The organism is Bradyrhizobium cajani (genome assembly GCF_009759665.1).
GTDB classification, from domain to species: Bacteria; Pseudomonadota; Alphaproteobacteria; order Rhizobiales; family Xanthobacteraceae; genus Bradyrhizobium; species Bradyrhizobium cajani.
Genome location: NZ_WQNE01000008.1, coordinates 51,771 through 67,998, shown reverse-complemented (window position 1 = coordinate 67,998; position 16,228 = coordinate 51,771). Strand labels below are relative to the sequence as shown.

The window sequence follows — 16,228 nt, the reverse complement described above, 5'->3', positions numbered from 1 at the left end:
ATCGGCTCAGCTTTCGTTCGCTGCGATCGATTCCATCAGCGAGACGAGCTGACGCTGCACCGTCTGATCCTTGATCTTGCTGTAGGCGCGCAGCAGGCGGAGGCTGAAGGCCGAGTCGAGGAAGAGCAGGCTCTCGACCTCACGCGCCTTGTTGTCGCCGTCATAGAAGAAGGTCACGGGCACATCGAGGGCGGATGCGATCTGCTGAAGCCGAGCCGCGCCGACGCGATTGACGCCCTTCTCGTATTTCTGAACCTGCTGGAAGCTGACGCCAAGCTTCTCGCCGAGCTCGGCCTGCGAGATCTTCATCTCGACGCGCCGCAGACGGATCCGCTTGCCAAGCTCAATGTCGGGCTTGCCGGCACTGCGCTGCTTCATTCTTTTCGCCGCTGTTTTCATACTCGTTCTCACCGTTCTTCGGTTGAAAATCCCCCGAAGAGCTGGGTCAGGGGTTCGCCCATATACGACTCCTTGAATTCATGCGGGTGCACGAACTCTTCCTTAAACCACGGGAAGCGAGCCGGATTGAAAGCTTCGATCAGCCAGTCAATCATGTGCCGCACGCGTGGGATCCTGCCGCTGCCGGGATGGTAGGACAGCCAGATATCCAGCGGTCGGTTCAACTCGACCTCCAGTGGAATCAACTTCCCGCCAAGCGCAATAGCGTAGCTCGGGAATACGCCGATTCCGGCGCCATTCGCGACAGCCCAGTAGTTGGCGCTTGAGACGTTGGTCTTCATGACCAGAAGGTCACGTTCCGAAACGCCCGGGAAGAAGCTCTCGAATGATTCCTTGGCGGCGAGCTGGTCGGCGAATTGCAGCACCAGGCGATGCCTGATCAATTCCGCCGCCGTGCGCGGCGCGCCATGTTTTGCGATGTATTTCTCGGAGGCCCAGAACATCAGATGCATGCGGCCGAGCCGCACCAGCTTGACGTCGAGCGCCGAGGGACGCGACAGATGGATGGCGACGTCGGCTTCGTGGCGGGAGACGTCGGCCGAGCGCATCGCGCAATGCAGGTCGACCAGAATCTTGGGATAGGCCTGCTGGAATTCGACCAGGCGTGGGGCGAGCCAGAACGTACCCAATCCCTCGGTCACGGCGACGCGGACCTCGCCGGACAGGACGTTCGCCGTCGAATCACTGGTGCGCAGCACGTCGAATGCAGCCGCCTCCATTTGCTCGACGGCGGAGACCACCAGTGCGCCCTCATCGGTCAGATGCGTACCGTGGACGTCGCGGGTAAACAGCGTGGTGCCGGTCTGGCGCTCGAAATCGTCGATCCGGCGGCGCACCGCGTTGATCGACAGCGAGAGGCGTTCAGCCGCCGAGCGGAAACTTCCGCATCGAACGACTTCCAGGAAGATGCGGGCCGCATCCCAATCCGAGAGGCCGCTGATATTTGTCTTTGGGCGTTCTTCCAATGGAACGCCCCTTTCCGCCAAGGAGTGCATACAAGTCCCTTCGGATTGCTAAACTGGCAGAATCTGGCGCAAACCACAACCACGGCGGGTTGCGGGGTGGCGAGTTTTGAACGTCATCCTTACTGCTTCGGGAGCGGTATTTGAATGCTGCCAAGGGCTGGGAATCGGGCGGATTGTCGTCCGAATGAGGGGTGTCGCGTGAGTTCCGGTGCGAGCCTTGACATGGCTGCGGGATTGTCTGCGCTGTCCGTAACGGACATTCTTGCGGGCGAGCGCGCTCCGCTTTGCGGGCTGGATCAATCGCTGCACGTCAGACGTTTCGCCCATGACCGAATCGTAATGAAGCATCGGCGCGGTGGCGCGATGTTCGTCGGAACTGCGATTTCCGGCCAGAAACTCGCTGAAATCATGTTCGGGGACGCGCGTACCCCGTGCTATCTTCGTCTCTCTATGGGGGCCGAAGGGATCGTCACAAACACTTCTCGCAGGCCGAATTGACGGAAAGAACGCCGTGTCGCATTCAGACGAACAGTTGCAGTCGGTGTTGGAAACGCTTGAGGAGTGCCGCAGGGCCCTCAACGCGTGCAACAGCCGTGAATCGGCCGAGCTGCTATCCATTGTCATCCTCGACGTGCGGATGAAACTCAAAGGAATCGACAGTGCCGATCTCAAGGCATTGTGCGACGAAATGCTGCGGAGCGCTGCGAGCGAGCCGCCGTCCCCTTCCAAGCAGACGCAGGACCAGCCCCGGCGTCCGCTGCTCCGCGTGGTGAAGTAGCCGCGCCGCCTGGTCTCGCTTTTTGGCGAGATTTGTGCGCGTCCCGATGCCGCATCTGTGATCGCAGACGGCATCGGGAGGAGCCTGGGTTTTGTGCGCATCAGTTGCGCATTCGCGAGCATCCGCTACACCTGAGCCGGTTCGGCTCCGGGCCGCGCGCACTCCCCGCGCGCGGTACGGGCGCCCCGAGATGGCTCCGACCGCACCATGCAAAATGTTTCGATCCCGGCGGCTCTGATTGCCGGCCTCGTCAGCTTCCTCTCCCCTTGTGTCCTGCCGCTGGTTCCGCCCTACCTGATCTATCTCACGGGCGCCACGATCGAGCATGTCGAGAGCGACGAGCCGGCCGCGGCCTCCAAGCGCGCGATCATGATGTCGGCGCTTCTGTTCGTGCTCGGCTTCTCCACGGTGTTCGTGGCGCTCGGCGCCAGCGCCTCGCTGATCGGCGGGTTGATCCGCGCCTGGTCGGCCGAGCTCTCGATCCTTGCCGGCATCGTCATCATCGTCATGGGCCTGCACTTCCTGGGATTGACGCGGATCGGCCTGCTGATGCGCGAGGGACGGCTGCCGATCCCGAAGCCGGTCGGGCTCTGGGGGGCCTACATCATGGGGCTGGCCTTCGCCTTCGGCTGGACCCCCTGCATCGGCCCGATCCTCGCCGCGATCCTCTCGATCGCCGCGGCGGAAGCCACGGTGACGAAAGGGGCAGGCCTGCTCGCGGTCTATTCGGCGGGCCTCGGCATTCCCTTCCTGATCGCCGCCCTGATGATCGAACAATTCTCCGCCCTGTTCGCGCGGATGAAGGGCCAGCTCGTCAATGTCGAGCGCGCCATGGGTGTCCTGATGGTGATCACCGGCATCGGCTTTCTCACCGGCGCCGTCTCCAATGTGAGCATCTGGCTGCTCGAGACCTTTCCGGCGCTGCAGACAATCGGGTAGGGCCGATAACTCACCGGCTCAGGACCGCACGCCTCCTCTCACCGCATCCGACGTCGGCTCCGGGAACGGGGATTGATAGAGCCAGGCGAGATTCTCGCAGAAGCGTTCCAGGCTGATCTCGCGCATGAGCTGATTGCGCAGCAACGCATGGACGCCCGAGGGATGATAGACGTGATTGCCGAGCTCGCGCGCGCCCAGCTGAACCCGCGCGGTTCGCAGTAGCCGGGCATTCCTGTATTGCTCCAGCGCGTGGTCGAGGTCGCCTTGCGCCTTGTCGAGTTCGTCAGCCAGACAGACTGCGTCCTCCAGCGCCATACAGGCGCCTTGCGCAAAATATTGCAGCATGGGATGCGCGGCATCGCCCAGCAGCACGACGCGTCCGTCGATCCAGCGATCGGTCGGATCGCGATCGCACGTCACCCAGGCCTTCCAGTCCTTGCCGTGATGAATGATCGCCTTGGCGCGGGGATGCACGTCGCGAAAGCCTTCGAGGACCTCGTCGTGGCTCACGGGCCTGGCCGCGACGGCCTCCACGGGATCGTTGTGGCAGGTGATGGCGAGGTTGAACACCTTCCAGCCTGACAGCGGGTAGTGCACGAGGTGACATTTGGCGCCGGCCCACAGCGTCGCCGCGTTCCAGCGCAGATCCTCCGGCATCTGCTCGGTCGGGATCACCGAGCGATAGGTGGTGTGTCCCGCGATGCGCGGCGCGCCGTCGCCGACCACCTGCTGGCGAATGCGGGAACGCAGCCCGTCGGCGCCGATCAGCAGACACCCGCTGATGCGCTCGCCCGACTTCAGCAGCGCCGTGGCCCGCGCGCCATTCTGCTCGTATCCGACGACGTCGCAGTCGGTTCGCAGCGTGACATTCGCATTCGTTTCGCAGGCGCGGACGAGGATGCCGTGCAGATCGCCGCGATGGACCACGGCATAGGGGTTGCCGAAGCGCCGGCGGAAATAGTCGGTCAGATCGATATTGGTGATCTCTTCCGCCGAGATTGCATCCATCAGGCGGAGTTGATCGATGAAAACGGCGATCGAGCGCGCGGCATCGCCGAGCGCAAGGCGATCGAAGGCATGAAACGCGTTGGGACCGAGCTGAATGCCGGCGCCGATCTCCTGGTAGCGCGATGCGCGCTCGAGGACCGTGACCTGGAAATCCTTCTGCGCGAGCGCGATTGCGGCTGCAAGTCCGCCGATGCCGCCGCCTACAATGATGATGGGGGCCTGTCGCATGTCCTCTCCTGCTTATCTACTTCCTTGATGTCTTGCCGCGCGGCAGGCTCGCCTTGCCGCGCGTCTCCGCGCGCTCGTCGCGGACGTCCTTCGATCGCGCCGGCGGCGCGACGGTGATCAAGCCGGCTTCGACTTCCTGCTCGAGCCGGTCGATGTTGTGATAGAGCTCGACCAGCACGCGCTTCAGCTCGGCCGCTTCCTTCGCGGACATGCTGCCGGTCACGACCTCTTCATAATAGGCGGCAAGCGGCATCAGCCGGCCTGCCAGTTCAGCGCCCCTGGGCGTCAAGGCGACCTGGAGGCTGCGCTGGTCGTTCTCCGGCCGGTCGCGCGTCAACAGGCCGACGCGGCTCATCTCCGCGACGATGCGCGAAAGCGTGGATACATCGGCCGAGGTGAGCTCGGCGATCTCGCCGAGGCGCAACGGATGGCCTTGCTCCGATAGCGCGGCCAGCACGCGATACATCGGCAGCGTCAACTTCTCGTGACGGATCACGCGCGTGAAGAGGTCGCCCATGCGTACGCCCAGCCGGGCGAGCAGATAGGGAAGCGAATTCGAAAATCGATACATCAGTTTAGGTCCGGGCTTGAATCCAGGCGGGAGAACTCTGCCCGGATTAAGCGCCAACCTTCGCATGTGCAATATTTGCGTATCAATCATTTGCAAATGCAACTTTATCATTGACAAGTATTTGCGCCCGGTGCTTTGCTTTGTCAACGCCGAAAGCAAAGCCGAAGGAATGACGTCATGCAGGGAAAGATCGCGCTCGAGGAGCACTTCGCGCTTCCGGGGACAGTTCAGGACAGCGCGGGCTTCGCGCCGACCGACGACTGGCGCGAGCTCGAGGCGCGGCTGCTCGACATTCACGACCGCCGGCTCGCGGAGATGGACGCGCACGGGATCGAGATGATGCTGCTGTCGCTGAACGCGCCGGCCGTCCAGGCTGTTCCGGACCGTGGCCGTGCGCTGGAGCTGTCACGCCGCGCCAACGACTTCCTCGCCGAGCAGGTCGCGAAGCGGCCGGATCGTTTTCAGGGCCTTGCAGCGCTGCCGATGCAGGATCCCGACGCGGCCGCGCGCGAGCTCGATCGCAGCGTCGGCACGCTCGGATTCCGCGGGGCGCTCGTCAATGGCTTCAGCGAGCTCGCCGGCGCCGATCATGCGATCTATTACGACCGCAAGGAGTTCTGGCCGTTCTGGTCGGAAGTCGAACGCCTCGGGGTTCCCTTCTATCTGCACCCGCGCAATCCGCTCGCAAAGGACGCAGCGATCTATGAGGGGCATCGCTGGCTGCTGGGACCGACCTGGGCGTTCGGCCAGGAGACCGCGGTCCATGCTCTCCGCCTGATGGGCTCCGGACTGTTCGATGCGCATCCGCGGCTCCAGATCATAATCGGCCACATGGGGGAGGGGCTGCCGTACTCGATGTGGCGGGTCGACAATCACAACAAGTGGATGCGGACCCAGAATGCCTATCCGGCGCGACGCAAGATCGCCGACTATTTCCGGGAGAACTTCTACATCACCACGTCGGGCAACTTCCGCACCCAGACGCTGATCGACGCCATGCTGGAGATCGGTGCCGACCGCATTCTCTTCTCCGCCGACTGGCCGTTCGAGAACATCGATCACGCGGCCGACTGGTTCGACAGCGCGGCGATTTCCGAAGGCGACCGCATCAAGATCGGCCGCGACAACGCGCGCGCCCTGTTCGGGCTCGGCAATGCAACGACCCAATCTGCCGCAGAGCAGAACGTGTCAGCAATCTCAATGGAGGAAACCCGTGAGCATCTCGTCCGAAATCGACGTGCATGAGGAATTGTCCGGCGCTCCGATCGGCCCGTTCCACAAGCTGCTCGGCGTCCTGATCACGCTCATCACGCTGTTCGACGGCTATGACACATTCAATCCCGCCTATGTCATCCACTACGTGGTCCAGCCCTGGGGCCTCCTGCCAAGTCAGGCAGGGTTTCTTGTGAGTTCGGGCCTTGTCGGTTTTCTATTCGGCGCGATCGGTCACGGCAGCGTGGCGGACCGCTTCGGCCGGCGCGGCACGTTGCTCGCAGGCTTGTGGATCGTCAACGTCTTCACGTTGCTGACTGCGGTGCTGGCGAACGATTTCTGGAGCTACTGCGCCTTGCGTTTCGTCACCGGGCTCGGCCTCGGCGTGCTGCTGCCGCTCGGGACGACATTCATCAACGAGCTCGCGCCCAAGCGGGTCAGCAACACATTCTCGCTGTGGGGCGTGACGCTGGGCTGGTCGCTCGGCGGCGTCTGCGCCGGTCTCGTCGGCGTCTTCCTGACACCGCAACATGGCTGGCAGATCCTCTACTACATCGGCGCGCTGTCGATTCCCCTGACCTTCGTGGCGCACGCCATCCTGCCGGAAAGTCCACAATTTCTGGCGGCCCGGTCGCGGGTCCCCGAGTTGCGTGCGCTGCTCGCGCGGCTGCGGCCCGAACGGGCGGCCGTCTACCGGAATGCGACGTTCGCATCGGATGACGATATGCGGCCGCAGAGCAAGATCGGCGCGTTGCTAAGCCCGCGCTATCGCCGCGTTTCGCTGACCATCTGGATCACGGCGTTCCTCAGCCTGTTCGCGATCTTTGGTCTCACCGGCTGGATTCCGACGGTCATGCTCAAGCGCGGCGAGACCTTTGCGGCATCGTTCGGCTTCGGCGCTCTGATGCAGGCGATGTCGTTCATCGGCGGCCTCACGCTTGCAATGCTGGCCGACCGCAATTTCTCGCTGACGCCGCGCTATCTCGCGACCTGGTGGGTGACCGGCGGCATTGCCGTGCTGGCGCTCGTCTTCGTCAGCGGTCACGGCGTCAATCTCGCCATCGTGGCCGTCGCGGGCTTCTGCATCATTGGCGCGCAACACGTCCTCAACAATTTCACCGCCGGCTCGTACGAGACTTGTTTCCGCGCCAGCGGCGTCGGAATGGAATTGGGCATCGGCCGGGTCGGCGCGATCCTCGGCCCCTATGTCATCGGTCTATTGCAGCAGGTGACCGGCGGCCCTGACGCCGTGTTCTGGGCGATCGGTGGCGCGTCCTTCGTCGGGGCGCTGGCGATCGGATCGCTCGGCGCTGCCGTAGCAAATCGTTTGCCGCGCGCTGATATCGCACCCGCGGAGTGATGAGGCGCGAGCCGATCGTCACCGGTTGCGCCTTGACCGACCGGACTTCACAAGAGGAGACCCGAAATGCCGATGCCAACTCGTTCCTTTACGACCACAGGCCCGCTCGATGCCTGCGTGCTCCTGTTCGCACGCATTGCGATCGCACCCCTGTTTCTCTACAGCGGCGTCGGAAAGGTGCTGGCATTTGGCACGACGGCGAGCCGGCTTCCCGGTGGGGCCGACGGATTCGGCGCGGTGCTGGCCGCGGGCGCGATCGCGGTCGAGCTCGGATGCGGTGCGGCCCTGCTGCTCGGCCTGTTCGCGCGTCCGGCGGCGGCGGTCCTGATCCCGTTCACCATCGCTGCCACGCTGATGTTTCACAATTTTTGGGCGGCGCCAGACGCGCAGGTGGTCATGCAGACCATCAACTTCCTGAAGAATCTCGGCCTGCTCGGCGCCCTTGCGCTCATTGCCTGCTACGGGCCTGGCGCCTATGCCGTGCGGCCGCTATCGGGCTCGGCTCAAACGATCGGGTAGAGCCCGTCTGCGCGCGATGCGCCGTCGGAGATAAGACGGAAGTCGCCTCGTTCGCACGTGATCGGGGCGCGGTTGAAGCGAGACAGTCTTGCGCTAAGCGTCAAATCGGGCGGGTAACCCGCGCAAGCGACATCGGCTGCGGCGTGCCGTACATGAGCGTGCGCCATAACCATTCGACCGGGCCAAATCGGTAGCGGCTCAACCACCACGCGCTGAAAGCGACCTGGGCAACATAGACGGCGAGGCCGATAGCCAGTGCTTTGCCGGCGCCGAGGTGGCCGAACAGCCCAAGGCCGTATCCATAGAAAATCCAACCGAAGATCACGGATTGGGCGAGGTAGTTCGTGAACGCCATGCGGCCCAGCGGCGCCGCCCAGCCCAGCAACATCTTTCCGCTCGCCGAATTGGTGATCGCGATGATGATCGCACCGTAGCCAAGGGCCATTAGAATTGTGTCAACCGGATTGGCCAGTGCGTCGAAACTCGCGTTCGTTACCGCGCCGGCCGCCTTCAGGAGGATCAAGACGGCGCCAAGGGCGATGCAGCTGGCTCCTGATGAAAACAGGAAGGTCCGATTCGGCTTTCGCAGGGCGCCGCTGCGCCAGGCGAGCGCGCCAAACAGAAACAGTCCCAAGGTGCGGGGGAAGATGAAAATGTGCAAGGGAGCGATCAGAGGGATTTCGCGAAGCCGGAACGCCAGTACCTGGCCGAAGTCACCCGTTGCATAGATGCGGTTCGCCTCCTGTACATTGTGCTGGATGGAAGCAAAGCTGGGAAACAAGCCAGGCGGTGACCATACCTGCATCGCGAGATACAGCCCAAGAAATGTCGCCGCGCCGCAGGCTAATAGCCAGCGGGGACCAAACAGGAATGGCAGGACGATCAGACCTGCAAGCGCATATTCGGTGAGAATGTCGCCATTCCAGATCAGGCACAGGTGAATCAATCCGAACATCAGCAACACGATCAGCCTGCGAACCAAGAGAAGTGCGCGGCGCGGATTGGTCGAAAGATGCTCGAACTGAATTGCAAGTCCGATCCCGAACAAGAGCGAGAAGAGAGCGAATGCTTTCATCTCGACAGCCAGCATCAGAACGGTCTCGACAACCCGGTCCAGCGGCGACGTGGATCGTCCAGGGGGCAGGAACTGCTCGAATATCGAGATGCGGAATACAGTGACCACGTTGATGACGAGAACGCCGAGCAATGCGACGCCACGAAGCACATCGATACTCTCGATGCGATCGGACGGGTTTGTCGGACTCGATCGTTTCTCATGGATCGGGTCGTGGAGCATTTCGACTGTGCCCCTTAATTTGCTGCGAAACGCGCCAGCGCCTCGCGGTCGATCTCGATGCCCAGTCCCGGTCCATCCGGGACCCGCACGACACCTTTCGCATGTTCGATCGGCTCTTTCAAAATCGCCTGCCGGATCGGATGTTCGGTGCGGTCGAATTCGAGCATCGGCTCGAGCGGTGACAGCGAGGTCGGCGTGTGCGAGGGCAGCACGGCGAGGAGCTGGAGCGAGGCGGCGATCGCGATGCCGGTGCCCCAGACATGCGGATTGTAGCGGATACCGAACGCGTCGCTCATGTCGGCGATCTTCTTGCATTCGGTGAGGCCGCCGGCCGCGCAGGTGTCGGGCTGGGCGATGTCGAGCGCGTGGGAGGTGAACAGGTCGCGGAAGCCGAAGCGCGTGAACTCGCACTCGCCGCCGGCGATCGGAATCGTGAGCGCGGATTTCACCGCGCGATAGCCCGCGACGTCCTCCGGCGGCACCGGCTCCTCGAACCATCCGATGTCGTGGCGCTCGATCATGCGGCCGAGCCGGATCGCCGCAACCGCGTCATAGGCGTGGTTTGCGTCGACCATCAGCGCGACATCGGGACCGATCGCCTCGCGGACCGCACGCGTGACCGCGGCATCCTCCGCGATTCCGAAGCCGACCTTCAGCTTCACGGCGCGGAATCCTTCCGCGACATAGCCGGCCGCTTCCTCCGGCAGGTATTTCAGCGGGTCGCCTGATTTGCGCCGGTAGAGCCCGGTCGCATAGGCCGCAACCTCCTTGCGCGCCGCGCCGCCGAGAAGCTGGTGCACGGGCACGCCAAAATGCCTGCCCTTGATGTCCCACAGCGCGATGTCGATGCCGCTCAGCCCCTGGATCACGACGCCTTTCTGGCCGTGGTCGCGCAAGCGCGCGTAGACCATCTGCCACAGCACGTCAGTGCGCAGCGGATCCTCGCCGATCAGCCATGGCGCAACGCTGGCAACCACCGCCGCCGTCATCCGTGCCGGCCCATAGCATTCGCCCAATCCGGTCAGGCCGTCATCTGTCTCGATCTCGACCAGCATCGCAGTGCGCGTATCATACCAGGCGCGGGAATAGGCGAAGGGCTGCGAGAGTTTCGCCTCGAGGATATGCGTGCGCACATTGGTGATCTTCATTCGCCGTTTTCCTTCCGTCCGGTCAGCGCGTCTCGTCCAGCGTGCAACTGACCGTACAGACCACGCCGCGCGGCAGGAAGTCGACGGTTGCCTCGCCGCCGAGCTGGTCGCGCGCGCTGCGCTCGATCAGGCGCGAGCCGAAACCGCGCCGCACCGGGGCCGTCACCGGCGGTCCGCCGATCTCGGTCCAGATCAGCCGCAGCCGCGGTTTGGACGGCTCGTCGATGACCTCCCAGTCCAGCGTCACCCGGCCGGTCTCGTTGGACAGTGCGCCGTATTTCGCGGCGTTGGTGGCGATCTCGTGCACGATCATCGAGAGCACGACGGCAAGCCGCGGCGACAGCGGCACCGCCGGGCCGGCCATCCGGATGCGCTCGGGACTGGCGAGCAGGAATGGCTGAAGCACGCGTGCAATCACCTCCTTCAGCTCGGAGCCCTGCCATTTCTCCTGGCTCAGGAGATTATGCGCCTCGGCGAGCGCGCCGAGCCGCCCCTCGAACTTGGTCCGCTCGTCGCGGCTGGCGCTGCGGAAGGTCTGCACCGCGATCGCCTGCATCAAGGCCAGCGTATTCTTGACGCGGTGGTTGAGCTCCTCGATCAGCAGATCATGCAGCATCTCGCCGCGCGCGATCGTGGTGGCCATCCGCACCGCGAAGGTCAGGCCGGTCAGCAGCAGCACGCCGCCGATCAGGCTGGCGATCGCGATGTCGCGCCAAAGCGGGGCGATCAGCGAGCTCTCGCTGACGCCAGCCACGACCGTCCAGCCGGTCAGGCGCGACCTGGCGAAGGCAGTGGACAGCGCGACGCCGTCGAGCGAAACGGTCGAGAGCGTTGCCTCCGGCGTGCGAGACATCGCATCGTACAGCGCGCCGGAAGCCTGCTTGCCGAACGTTTCGGCAGGGTTGGGCGCGCGCGCGAACACGCGCGCCTTGGTGTCCAGCAGCGATACCGTCCATTGGTCGTTCGGCCGTTGCTGCTCGACCAGTCTCTGGAATATCGCGATCGGCGGACTGAAGGAGAGCGCATAGGCGACTTCGCCATTGCGCAGGACCGGGACCTCGACGGTCACGATCGGCCGCTTCTTGGTCGATCCGACGAACAGGTCGGAATATTGCGGCGTCCTGCTTGCAAACACGCGCTCGACGATCTCCCGATTGTTGCGCAATGGCAGGTTCGCTGTTTCGGCCGTGACGGTCGAAAACAGCTGTTGGCCGGACCTGTCGGCCAGCAGCAGGACGCTGTCGTCGCCATACTGGCTGATGAAGCCGGCCGCCTGCTGGCGGAAGCCGTCGAAGTCACCGCTGCGCAGGGAGTCGCTGAGCGCGAGCACCTGCAAGCCGCCTGTCATCCGCTGCACTTCGGAATCGAGCACGAGCCGCATGCTTCGCACCGTCTCCAGCACTCGGCGCGTCGCGTCGCTGCGATCCTGGCGATAATTGGAATAGGCAAGGCCGACGGCGAAGACGATCAGCGGCAGCATCGTCCCCGCGACCAGGAGCGCGAGCCGAACCGGCAGGGTGAGCTTTGACAAGCGCGGACGTCCCGGTTCCAGCGCGGCGGCGCCGGATTATGATTTTGGAAGGACCATACGGGCGGAGCCTGCACTGCGCCACGATTTTCGTATCCGGCCGAGCAGTGCAAAACGAGCATTTTGCAGTGCAGTCCGGGACGCTCCCCGGCGCGTCAGCTCATGCCGATTGCGGTCAGGAGCAGACACATGGCGTAGACAGCCGCCAGGCTGAGCCCGACGATCCGTGCCTCGCGATGCGATGTCATGCGGGTGCCTCCGAGGGCGACCGCCTCACGCCTTGATCAATCGATTTCCTGAACGACGGTGCGCGAGCCGGGGTCGACCAGCATCACGCGATCGCCGGAGTAGACGTAACGATACTTCGTGAGCGACGGACCCCAGTCCGTCGGAACGGCCTCGAGCTCGACCTCGCTCGGCACCGTTGCGCCGACGATGATCTTCTCCTTCGTCACGACCGGCCGGACGCGGTGCTCTGTGACGTAGGATTTGATCCTGGTGCGGTATTCCGGCTCGATCTGAACCACGGCTGCGTGGCCGGTTCCGGTGGTCGTCACCGTGGATTGCGCGAAAGCGCCGGTCGAGATCAGGACCGCAGCGGCGGATAGCAGGAACAGCTTCTTCATCTTGTCCTCCTCTCGTGAATAGCGCCGCACCAACATCTCATCGTGGCTGACGTTCCTGGGGGAATAGGAACAAATTGCCATTTTTTCCCGTTCTTGAACCAGCCGGGCGGCAAACCCGGCAATCGGAGGAGGAGTACATGAAGCTGAGAATGGCGACAGCAGCCTTGATGGTTGCTGCAGTGACCCTGCCGGCGTTCGCGGCCGACGAGTTCTACGTCGTCCAGGACGTCAAGACGAAGAAGTGCACCATCGTCGACAAGAAGCCGACGGACACGTCCGTGACCGTCGTCAGCCCGTCGGGCATGATCTACAAGTCGCGCACCGAGGCTGAGAGCGGCATGAAGACCGTCAAGGTCTGCACCTCGAACTGAGCGCCAGGCCGTTGACGGCGAGCGGGTCTGTGCGTGCAGCGCACAGGTCCGCAAGTCTTCCATCTCCTGCAAGGTTGGGAGTCCACATGCGGCTTGCCGCGCGCCAGCGGGAGCTGCGAGTTGCAGTGCAACAGGTGGTGCGGGAGTAGCCCTGCGACGAAGAATACCTCCGGCGCACGCAAAATGACTTCCGTCCCGCCGACGTTTTTCATACGCTTCCCTCTCGCAAGCCGCATACCGGCTGCGCTCACGGCCCGGCGACAGGGGCGGAGCATCAAAGGGAGGGGAGACGATGAAGCGAAGATCATTTCTCGCTGGTATCGGTGCGACCACTGCGGCGGCCGTGATTGGCATGCCGTCGATCCTCAGGGCGCAAGCGCCGATCACGCTGAACGGCGCGGTCCAGTTCAACGACGACCATGCCTTCAACCGGGCGCTGATCCGGTTCGAGGAGCTGGTGAAGAAGTACTACGGCAAGCCCGTCAACTTCACGCTGCACAAGAACTCCTCGCTCGGCCTCGAGAAGCAGTATTTCGAGTACATGTCGCAGGGCAAGGCGGTCGACTACGGCATCGTCTCGCCGGCTCACATGTCGACCTTCGCCAAGGCGGCCCCGTTCATCGACGCCCCCTTCGTGTTCAAGGGCATCGAGCACATGAACAAGGTCGTCGAGGCCAACATCCTGGCGCCGGTCGCCGATGAGGTCGCGGCGAAGGCCGAGGTCGTCCTGATCGGATATGCCGGCGGCGGCATCCGCAATATCTTCGCCAACAAGCCGCTGAAGAATCTCGCCGATCTCAAGGGCCTCAAGGTCCGCGTGCAGGGCGCGCCTATCTGGTCGAAGACCTTCGCGGCCGTCGGCATGAGTCCGACGGTGATCGCCTATAACGAGATCTACAACGCGATCCAGAACGGCGTGATATCGGCCGGCGAAAACGAGGCGGCCGGCGTCGAGGCGATGAAATTCTACGAAGTGGCCCCGCATCTCAGCCTGACCCAGCACGCGGTATCGATCCGGCCGATCTGCTTCTCGGTGAAGACGCTGAAGACCTTGCCGAAGGATTTGCAGGACGCGATCATGAAAGCCGGCAAGGAGGCCGGCGACTACGGCCGTCAGCTCGAGTCGAGCGAAGAGGTGGTCAAGCTCGACACGCTCGAGAAGGCCGGCAAGCTCAAGCGCGTTCCGTTCGAGGAGCGGGACGCCATGAAGAAGCTCGCCGACCCCGTGATGGCCAGCTACGCCAAGGAAATTGGTGCGGAAGGCATTTTCGAGAAGATCAACGTCGTCTGAGGTCGCTCGGTCCGCCGATCATATTCCGGGCAGGCCCCGCTTCCTGCCCGGACCTGGCGGATCAGCTGCCGCACGGAGCCCCAATGTCTGACATGCCCGTCCCGTCCACACCGTCGCTGTGGCGTCGCGTCACGGTGGCCTATGCGAAATTGCTGCAATTCATGCTAGCCGCCTGCGTCGGCATCCTGGTTATTCCGGTCACGCTGCAAATCATCTCGCGCTACACGCCCTTCATTCCGTCCTACATCTGGACGGAGGAAATGGCGCGATTCCTGTTCATCTGGACGATCATGATCGGCGCCATGGTCGGTGTGCGGGAAGCGCAGCATTTCGAGGTCGACGTGTGGCCCGACCTGTCGCGGCGGTCGGAGGCCGCGGTGCGGATCCTCGCGCGGCTCGGCGTGCTGGCACTGGCGCTGGTGTTCGTATCAGCCGGCCTGGAGTTCACCCGCTTTGCCTGGAACAGAACCTCGGAACTGGCCGACCTGCCGCTTTGGCTGATCCACGTCGCCTGGCCGGTCACCGGCGCGACATGGATCGTCTTTGCCGGTGAACAGATCGTCGATGAAATGCGCATTCTGGTTGGGGCAGGGCGATGAGCGGCAATGTACTCTCCGCCGGACAGGCCGCGATGGTGCTGTTCGGGGTCTTCATCGGCCTGCTCATCGTGCGCGTGCCGGTCGCCTTCGCGCTCGGCCTTGCCTGCGTGCCGATCCTGCTGATCGAGCCGCGTCTGTCGCTGATGACGCTCGCGCAGGAGACCTTCAATGCCTACAATTCATTCATCCTGCTGGCGGTGCCGTTCTTCCTGCTGACGGCGAACCTGATGAGCATCGGCGGCATCACCGACCGCCTGGTGGCGCTGTCGCGCTCGATGGTCGGGCACTGGCCGGGATCCCTTGCGCAGATCAACGTCGTGCTGTCGGTGTTCTTTGCCGGCATCTCGGGCTCCTCCACCGCCGATGCGGCGAGCCAGTCCAAGATCTTCATCGATGCGCAGACCAAGGAGGGCTACGATCTCTCGTTTTCCATCGCCATCACGGCGGTGTCGGCGGTTCTGGCGGTCATCATCCCGCCGTCGATCCTCATGATCGTGTGGGGCGGGCTGATCTCGACCTCGATTGCGGCGATGTATCTGGCCGGCATCGTGCCGGGCCTGCTGATCGCGGGCGCGCAGATGGCGACGGTGCACGTCTATGTGGTGCGCCGCGGCTACCCGACCTATCCGAAGTCGACCTGGGTCGAGATGCGACGCGCCATCTGGCGGTCGCTACCGGCGCTGATGACGCCGCTCATCATCGTTGGCGGCATTCTGCTCGGGTGGTTCACCGCGACCGAGTCCGCCTGCGTCGCGGTGCTCTATTCTGTCGCGCTCTCGGCGTTCTTCTACCGCGAGACGGGCCTGCGCGAATTGTACAAGGCCTTGCTCGACACCGGGCGTCTTGCCGGCGTCGCGCTGTTCTGTGTCGGCACCGCAAGTGCGTTTGGCTGGCTGCTCGCCTACTACAAGATCCCGCAGGAGCTGCTGGCCAACGTCTCGACATGGGGCATGGGTACCGTCGCGGCCGGCTTCTTCATCTCGTTCTGCTTTCTGGTGGTGGGCTGCTTCCTCGACGCCATTCCGGCGATCATCATCGTCGGCACCGTGCTGGAGCCGCTCGCCAAGTCCGTCGATCTCCATCCGGTCCAGTTTGCGATCATTTCCATCGTATCGCTGGCCTTCGGCCTGGTGACGCCGCCCTATGGCTTGTGTCTGATGATCGCCTGTTCGATCGCCGGCGTGCGGCTGCGTTATGCCCTGAAGGACACGGTGATCATGCTGATTCCGATGCTGCTCGTGCTGGCGGCGGTCATCGTCTGGCCAAGCGTGTCGTTGCTCTTGCCGCGCCTGATCGTGCCGGCGATGCTCAAATGAGCGTCTGATATGG

At 63.6% G+C, this 16,228-nt stretch carries 18 protein-coding genes; 10 read left to right on the top strand and 8 right to left on the bottom strand.

What is annotated here, in order from left to right; genetic code table 11:
* Positions 1 to 6: 6 nt before the first annotated feature.
* Together GPL20_RS12570 and GPL20_RS12565 are read right to left on the bottom strand one after the other, a co-directional pair.
* Positions 7 to 378, bottom strand: a complete 372-nt coding sequence (locus tag GPL20_RS12570) for a helix-turn-helix domain-containing protein (RefSeq protein ID WP_020608151.1) — start codon at positions 376 to 378, stop codon at positions 7 to 9.
* Positions 379 to 407: 29 nt separating this feature from the next.
* Positions 408 to 1,454 carry a LysR family transcriptional regulator gene (locus GPL20_RS12565; protein WP_157329787.1) on the bottom strand — a complete coding sequence of 349 codons (1,047 nt, stop codon included), beginning with the start codon at positions 1,452 to 1,454 and terminating at the stop codon, positions 408 to 410.
* A gap of 192 nt (positions 1,455 to 1,646) precedes the next feature.
* Between GPL20_RS12565 and GPL20_RS12560 the strand changes: the two genes are divergently transcribed.
* The 3 genes from GPL20_RS12560 (at position 1,647) to GPL20_RS12550 (ending at position 3,141) form a co-directional block, all read left to right on the top strand.
* A complete protein-coding gene (locus tag GPL20_RS12560; RefSeq protein ID WP_167533001.1) occupies positions 1,647 to 1,922 on the top strand; it encodes a hypothetical protein in 276 nt (91 codons plus the stop codon).
* 13 nt (positions 1,923 to 1,935) lie between these two features.
* Positions 1,936 to 2,202, top strand: a complete 267-nt coding sequence (locus tag GPL20_RS12555; RefSeq protein WP_254126217.1) for a hypothetical protein — start codon at positions 1,936 to 1,938, stop codon at positions 2,200 to 2,202.
* Positions 2,203 to 2,409: 207 nt separating this feature from the next.
* The gene (locus tag GPL20_RS12550; RefSeq protein ID WP_157329785.1) at positions 2,410 to 3,141 is read left to right on the top strand and encodes a cytochrome c biogenesis CcdA family protein; all 732 of its coding nucleotides are present in this window, start codon (positions 2,410 to 2,412) and stop codon (positions 3,139 to 3,141) included.
* Between the two features lie 18 nt (positions 3,142 to 3,159).
* Here the strand turns inward: GPL20_RS12550 and GPL20_RS12545 are convergent, their stop codons facing one another.
* Both GPL20_RS12545 and GPL20_RS12540 read right to left on the bottom strand, forming a co-directional pair.
* Positions 3,160 to 4,377, bottom strand: coding sequence for a 3-hydroxybenzoate 6-monooxygenase (locus GPL20_RS12545; protein ID WP_157329784.1), 1,218 nt, complete (start codon positions 4,375 to 4,377; stop codon positions 3,160 to 3,162).
* A gap of 16 nt (positions 4,378 to 4,393) precedes the next feature.
* Positions 4,394 to 4,948 carry a MarR family winged helix-turn-helix transcriptional regulator gene (locus tag GPL20_RS12540; RefSeq protein ID WP_157329783.1) on the bottom strand — a complete coding sequence of 185 codons (555 nt, stop codon included), beginning with the start codon at positions 4,946 to 4,948 and terminating at the stop codon, positions 4,394 to 4,396.
* 177 nt (positions 4,949 to 5,125) lie between these two features.
* Here GPL20_RS12540 and GPL20_RS12535 point away from each other — a divergent pair, with 177 nt between their 5' ends.
* The 3 genes from GPL20_RS12535 to GPL20_RS12525 all read left to right on the top strand — a co-directional run bounded on the left by GPL20_RS12535 (position 5,126) and on the right by GPL20_RS12525 (position 8,039).
* A complete protein-coding gene (locus tag GPL20_RS12535) occupies positions 5,126 to 6,193 on the top strand; it encodes an amidohydrolase family protein (protein WP_157329782.1) in 1,068 nt (355 codons plus the stop codon).
* A complete protein-coding gene (locus GPL20_RS12530; protein WP_254126219.1) occupies positions 6,162 to 7,520 on the top strand; it encodes an MFS transporter in 1,359 nt (452 codons plus the stop codon). The genes GPL20_RS12535 and GPL20_RS12530 overlap by 32 nt, the downstream gene beginning before the upstream one ends.
* Before the next feature lie 66 nt (positions 7,521 to 7,586).
* Positions 7,587 to 8,039 (top strand): DoxX family protein, encoded by a 453-nt coding sequence (locus GPL20_RS12525; protein WP_157329780.1) that lies wholly within the window; start codon positions 7,587 to 7,589, stop codon positions 8,037 to 8,039.
* 100 nt (positions 8,040 to 8,139) lie between these two features.
* Here GPL20_RS12525 and GPL20_RS12520 read toward each other — a convergent pair whose 3' ends face one another.
* From GPL20_RS12520 to GPL20_RS12505, 4 genes are all read right to left on the bottom strand, one after another.
* Complete coding sequence (locus tag GPL20_RS12520) at positions 8,140 to 9,336, bottom strand: DUF418 domain-containing protein (protein WP_157329779.1); 1,197 nt, start codon at positions 9,334 to 9,336, stop codon at positions 8,140 to 8,142.
* A gap of 14 nt (positions 9,337 to 9,350) precedes the next feature.
* Positions 9,351 to 10,484: a mandelate racemase/muconate lactonizing enzyme family protein gene (locus GPL20_RS12515; protein ID WP_157329778.1), complete on the bottom strand. Its 1,134-nt coding sequence runs from the start codon at positions 10,482 to 10,484 to the stop codon at positions 9,351 to 9,353.
* A 22-nt stretch (positions 10,485 to 10,506) separates the two neighbouring features.
* The gene (locus GPL20_RS12510) at positions 10,507 to 11,964 is read right to left on the bottom strand and encodes a sensor histidine kinase (protein ID WP_157329911.1); all 1,458 of its coding nucleotides are present in this window, start codon (positions 11,962 to 11,964) and stop codon (positions 10,507 to 10,509) included.
* Between the two features lie 332 nt (positions 11,965 to 12,296).
* Positions 12,297 to 12,638, bottom strand: a complete 342-nt coding sequence (locus tag GPL20_RS12505) for a DUF1236 domain-containing protein (RefSeq protein ID WP_157329777.1) — start codon at positions 12,636 to 12,638, stop codon at positions 12,297 to 12,299.
* A gap of 137 nt (positions 12,639 to 12,775) precedes the next feature.
* Between GPL20_RS12505 and GPL20_RS12500 the strand changes: the two genes are divergently transcribed.
* The 4 genes from GPL20_RS12500 to GPL20_RS12485 all read left to right on the top strand — a co-directional run bounded on the left by GPL20_RS12500 (position 12,776) and on the right by GPL20_RS12485 (position 16,215).
* Positions 12,776 to 13,009, top strand: a complete 234-nt coding sequence (locus GPL20_RS12500; protein WP_157329776.1) for a hypothetical protein — start codon at positions 12,776 to 12,778, stop codon at positions 13,007 to 13,009.
* Between the two features lie 292 nt (positions 13,010 to 13,301).
* Positions 13,302 to 14,300, top strand: a complete 999-nt coding sequence (locus GPL20_RS12495; protein ID WP_157329775.1) for a TRAP transporter substrate-binding protein — start codon at positions 13,302 to 13,304, stop codon at positions 14,298 to 14,300.
* Between the two features lie 83 nt (positions 14,301 to 14,383).
* The gene (locus tag GPL20_RS12490; protein WP_157329774.1) at positions 14,384 to 14,899 is read left to right on the top strand and encodes a TRAP transporter small permease; all 516 of its coding nucleotides are present in this window, start codon (positions 14,384 to 14,386) and stop codon (positions 14,897 to 14,899) included.
* Positions 14,896 to 16,215, top strand: a complete 1,320-nt coding sequence (locus GPL20_RS12485; RefSeq protein WP_157329773.1) for a TRAP transporter large permease — start codon at positions 14,896 to 14,898, stop codon at positions 16,213 to 16,215. Before GPL20_RS12490 ends, GPL20_RS12485 begins: the two co-directional genes overlap by 4 nt.
* Positions 16,216 to 16,228 lie beyond the last annotated feature (13 nt).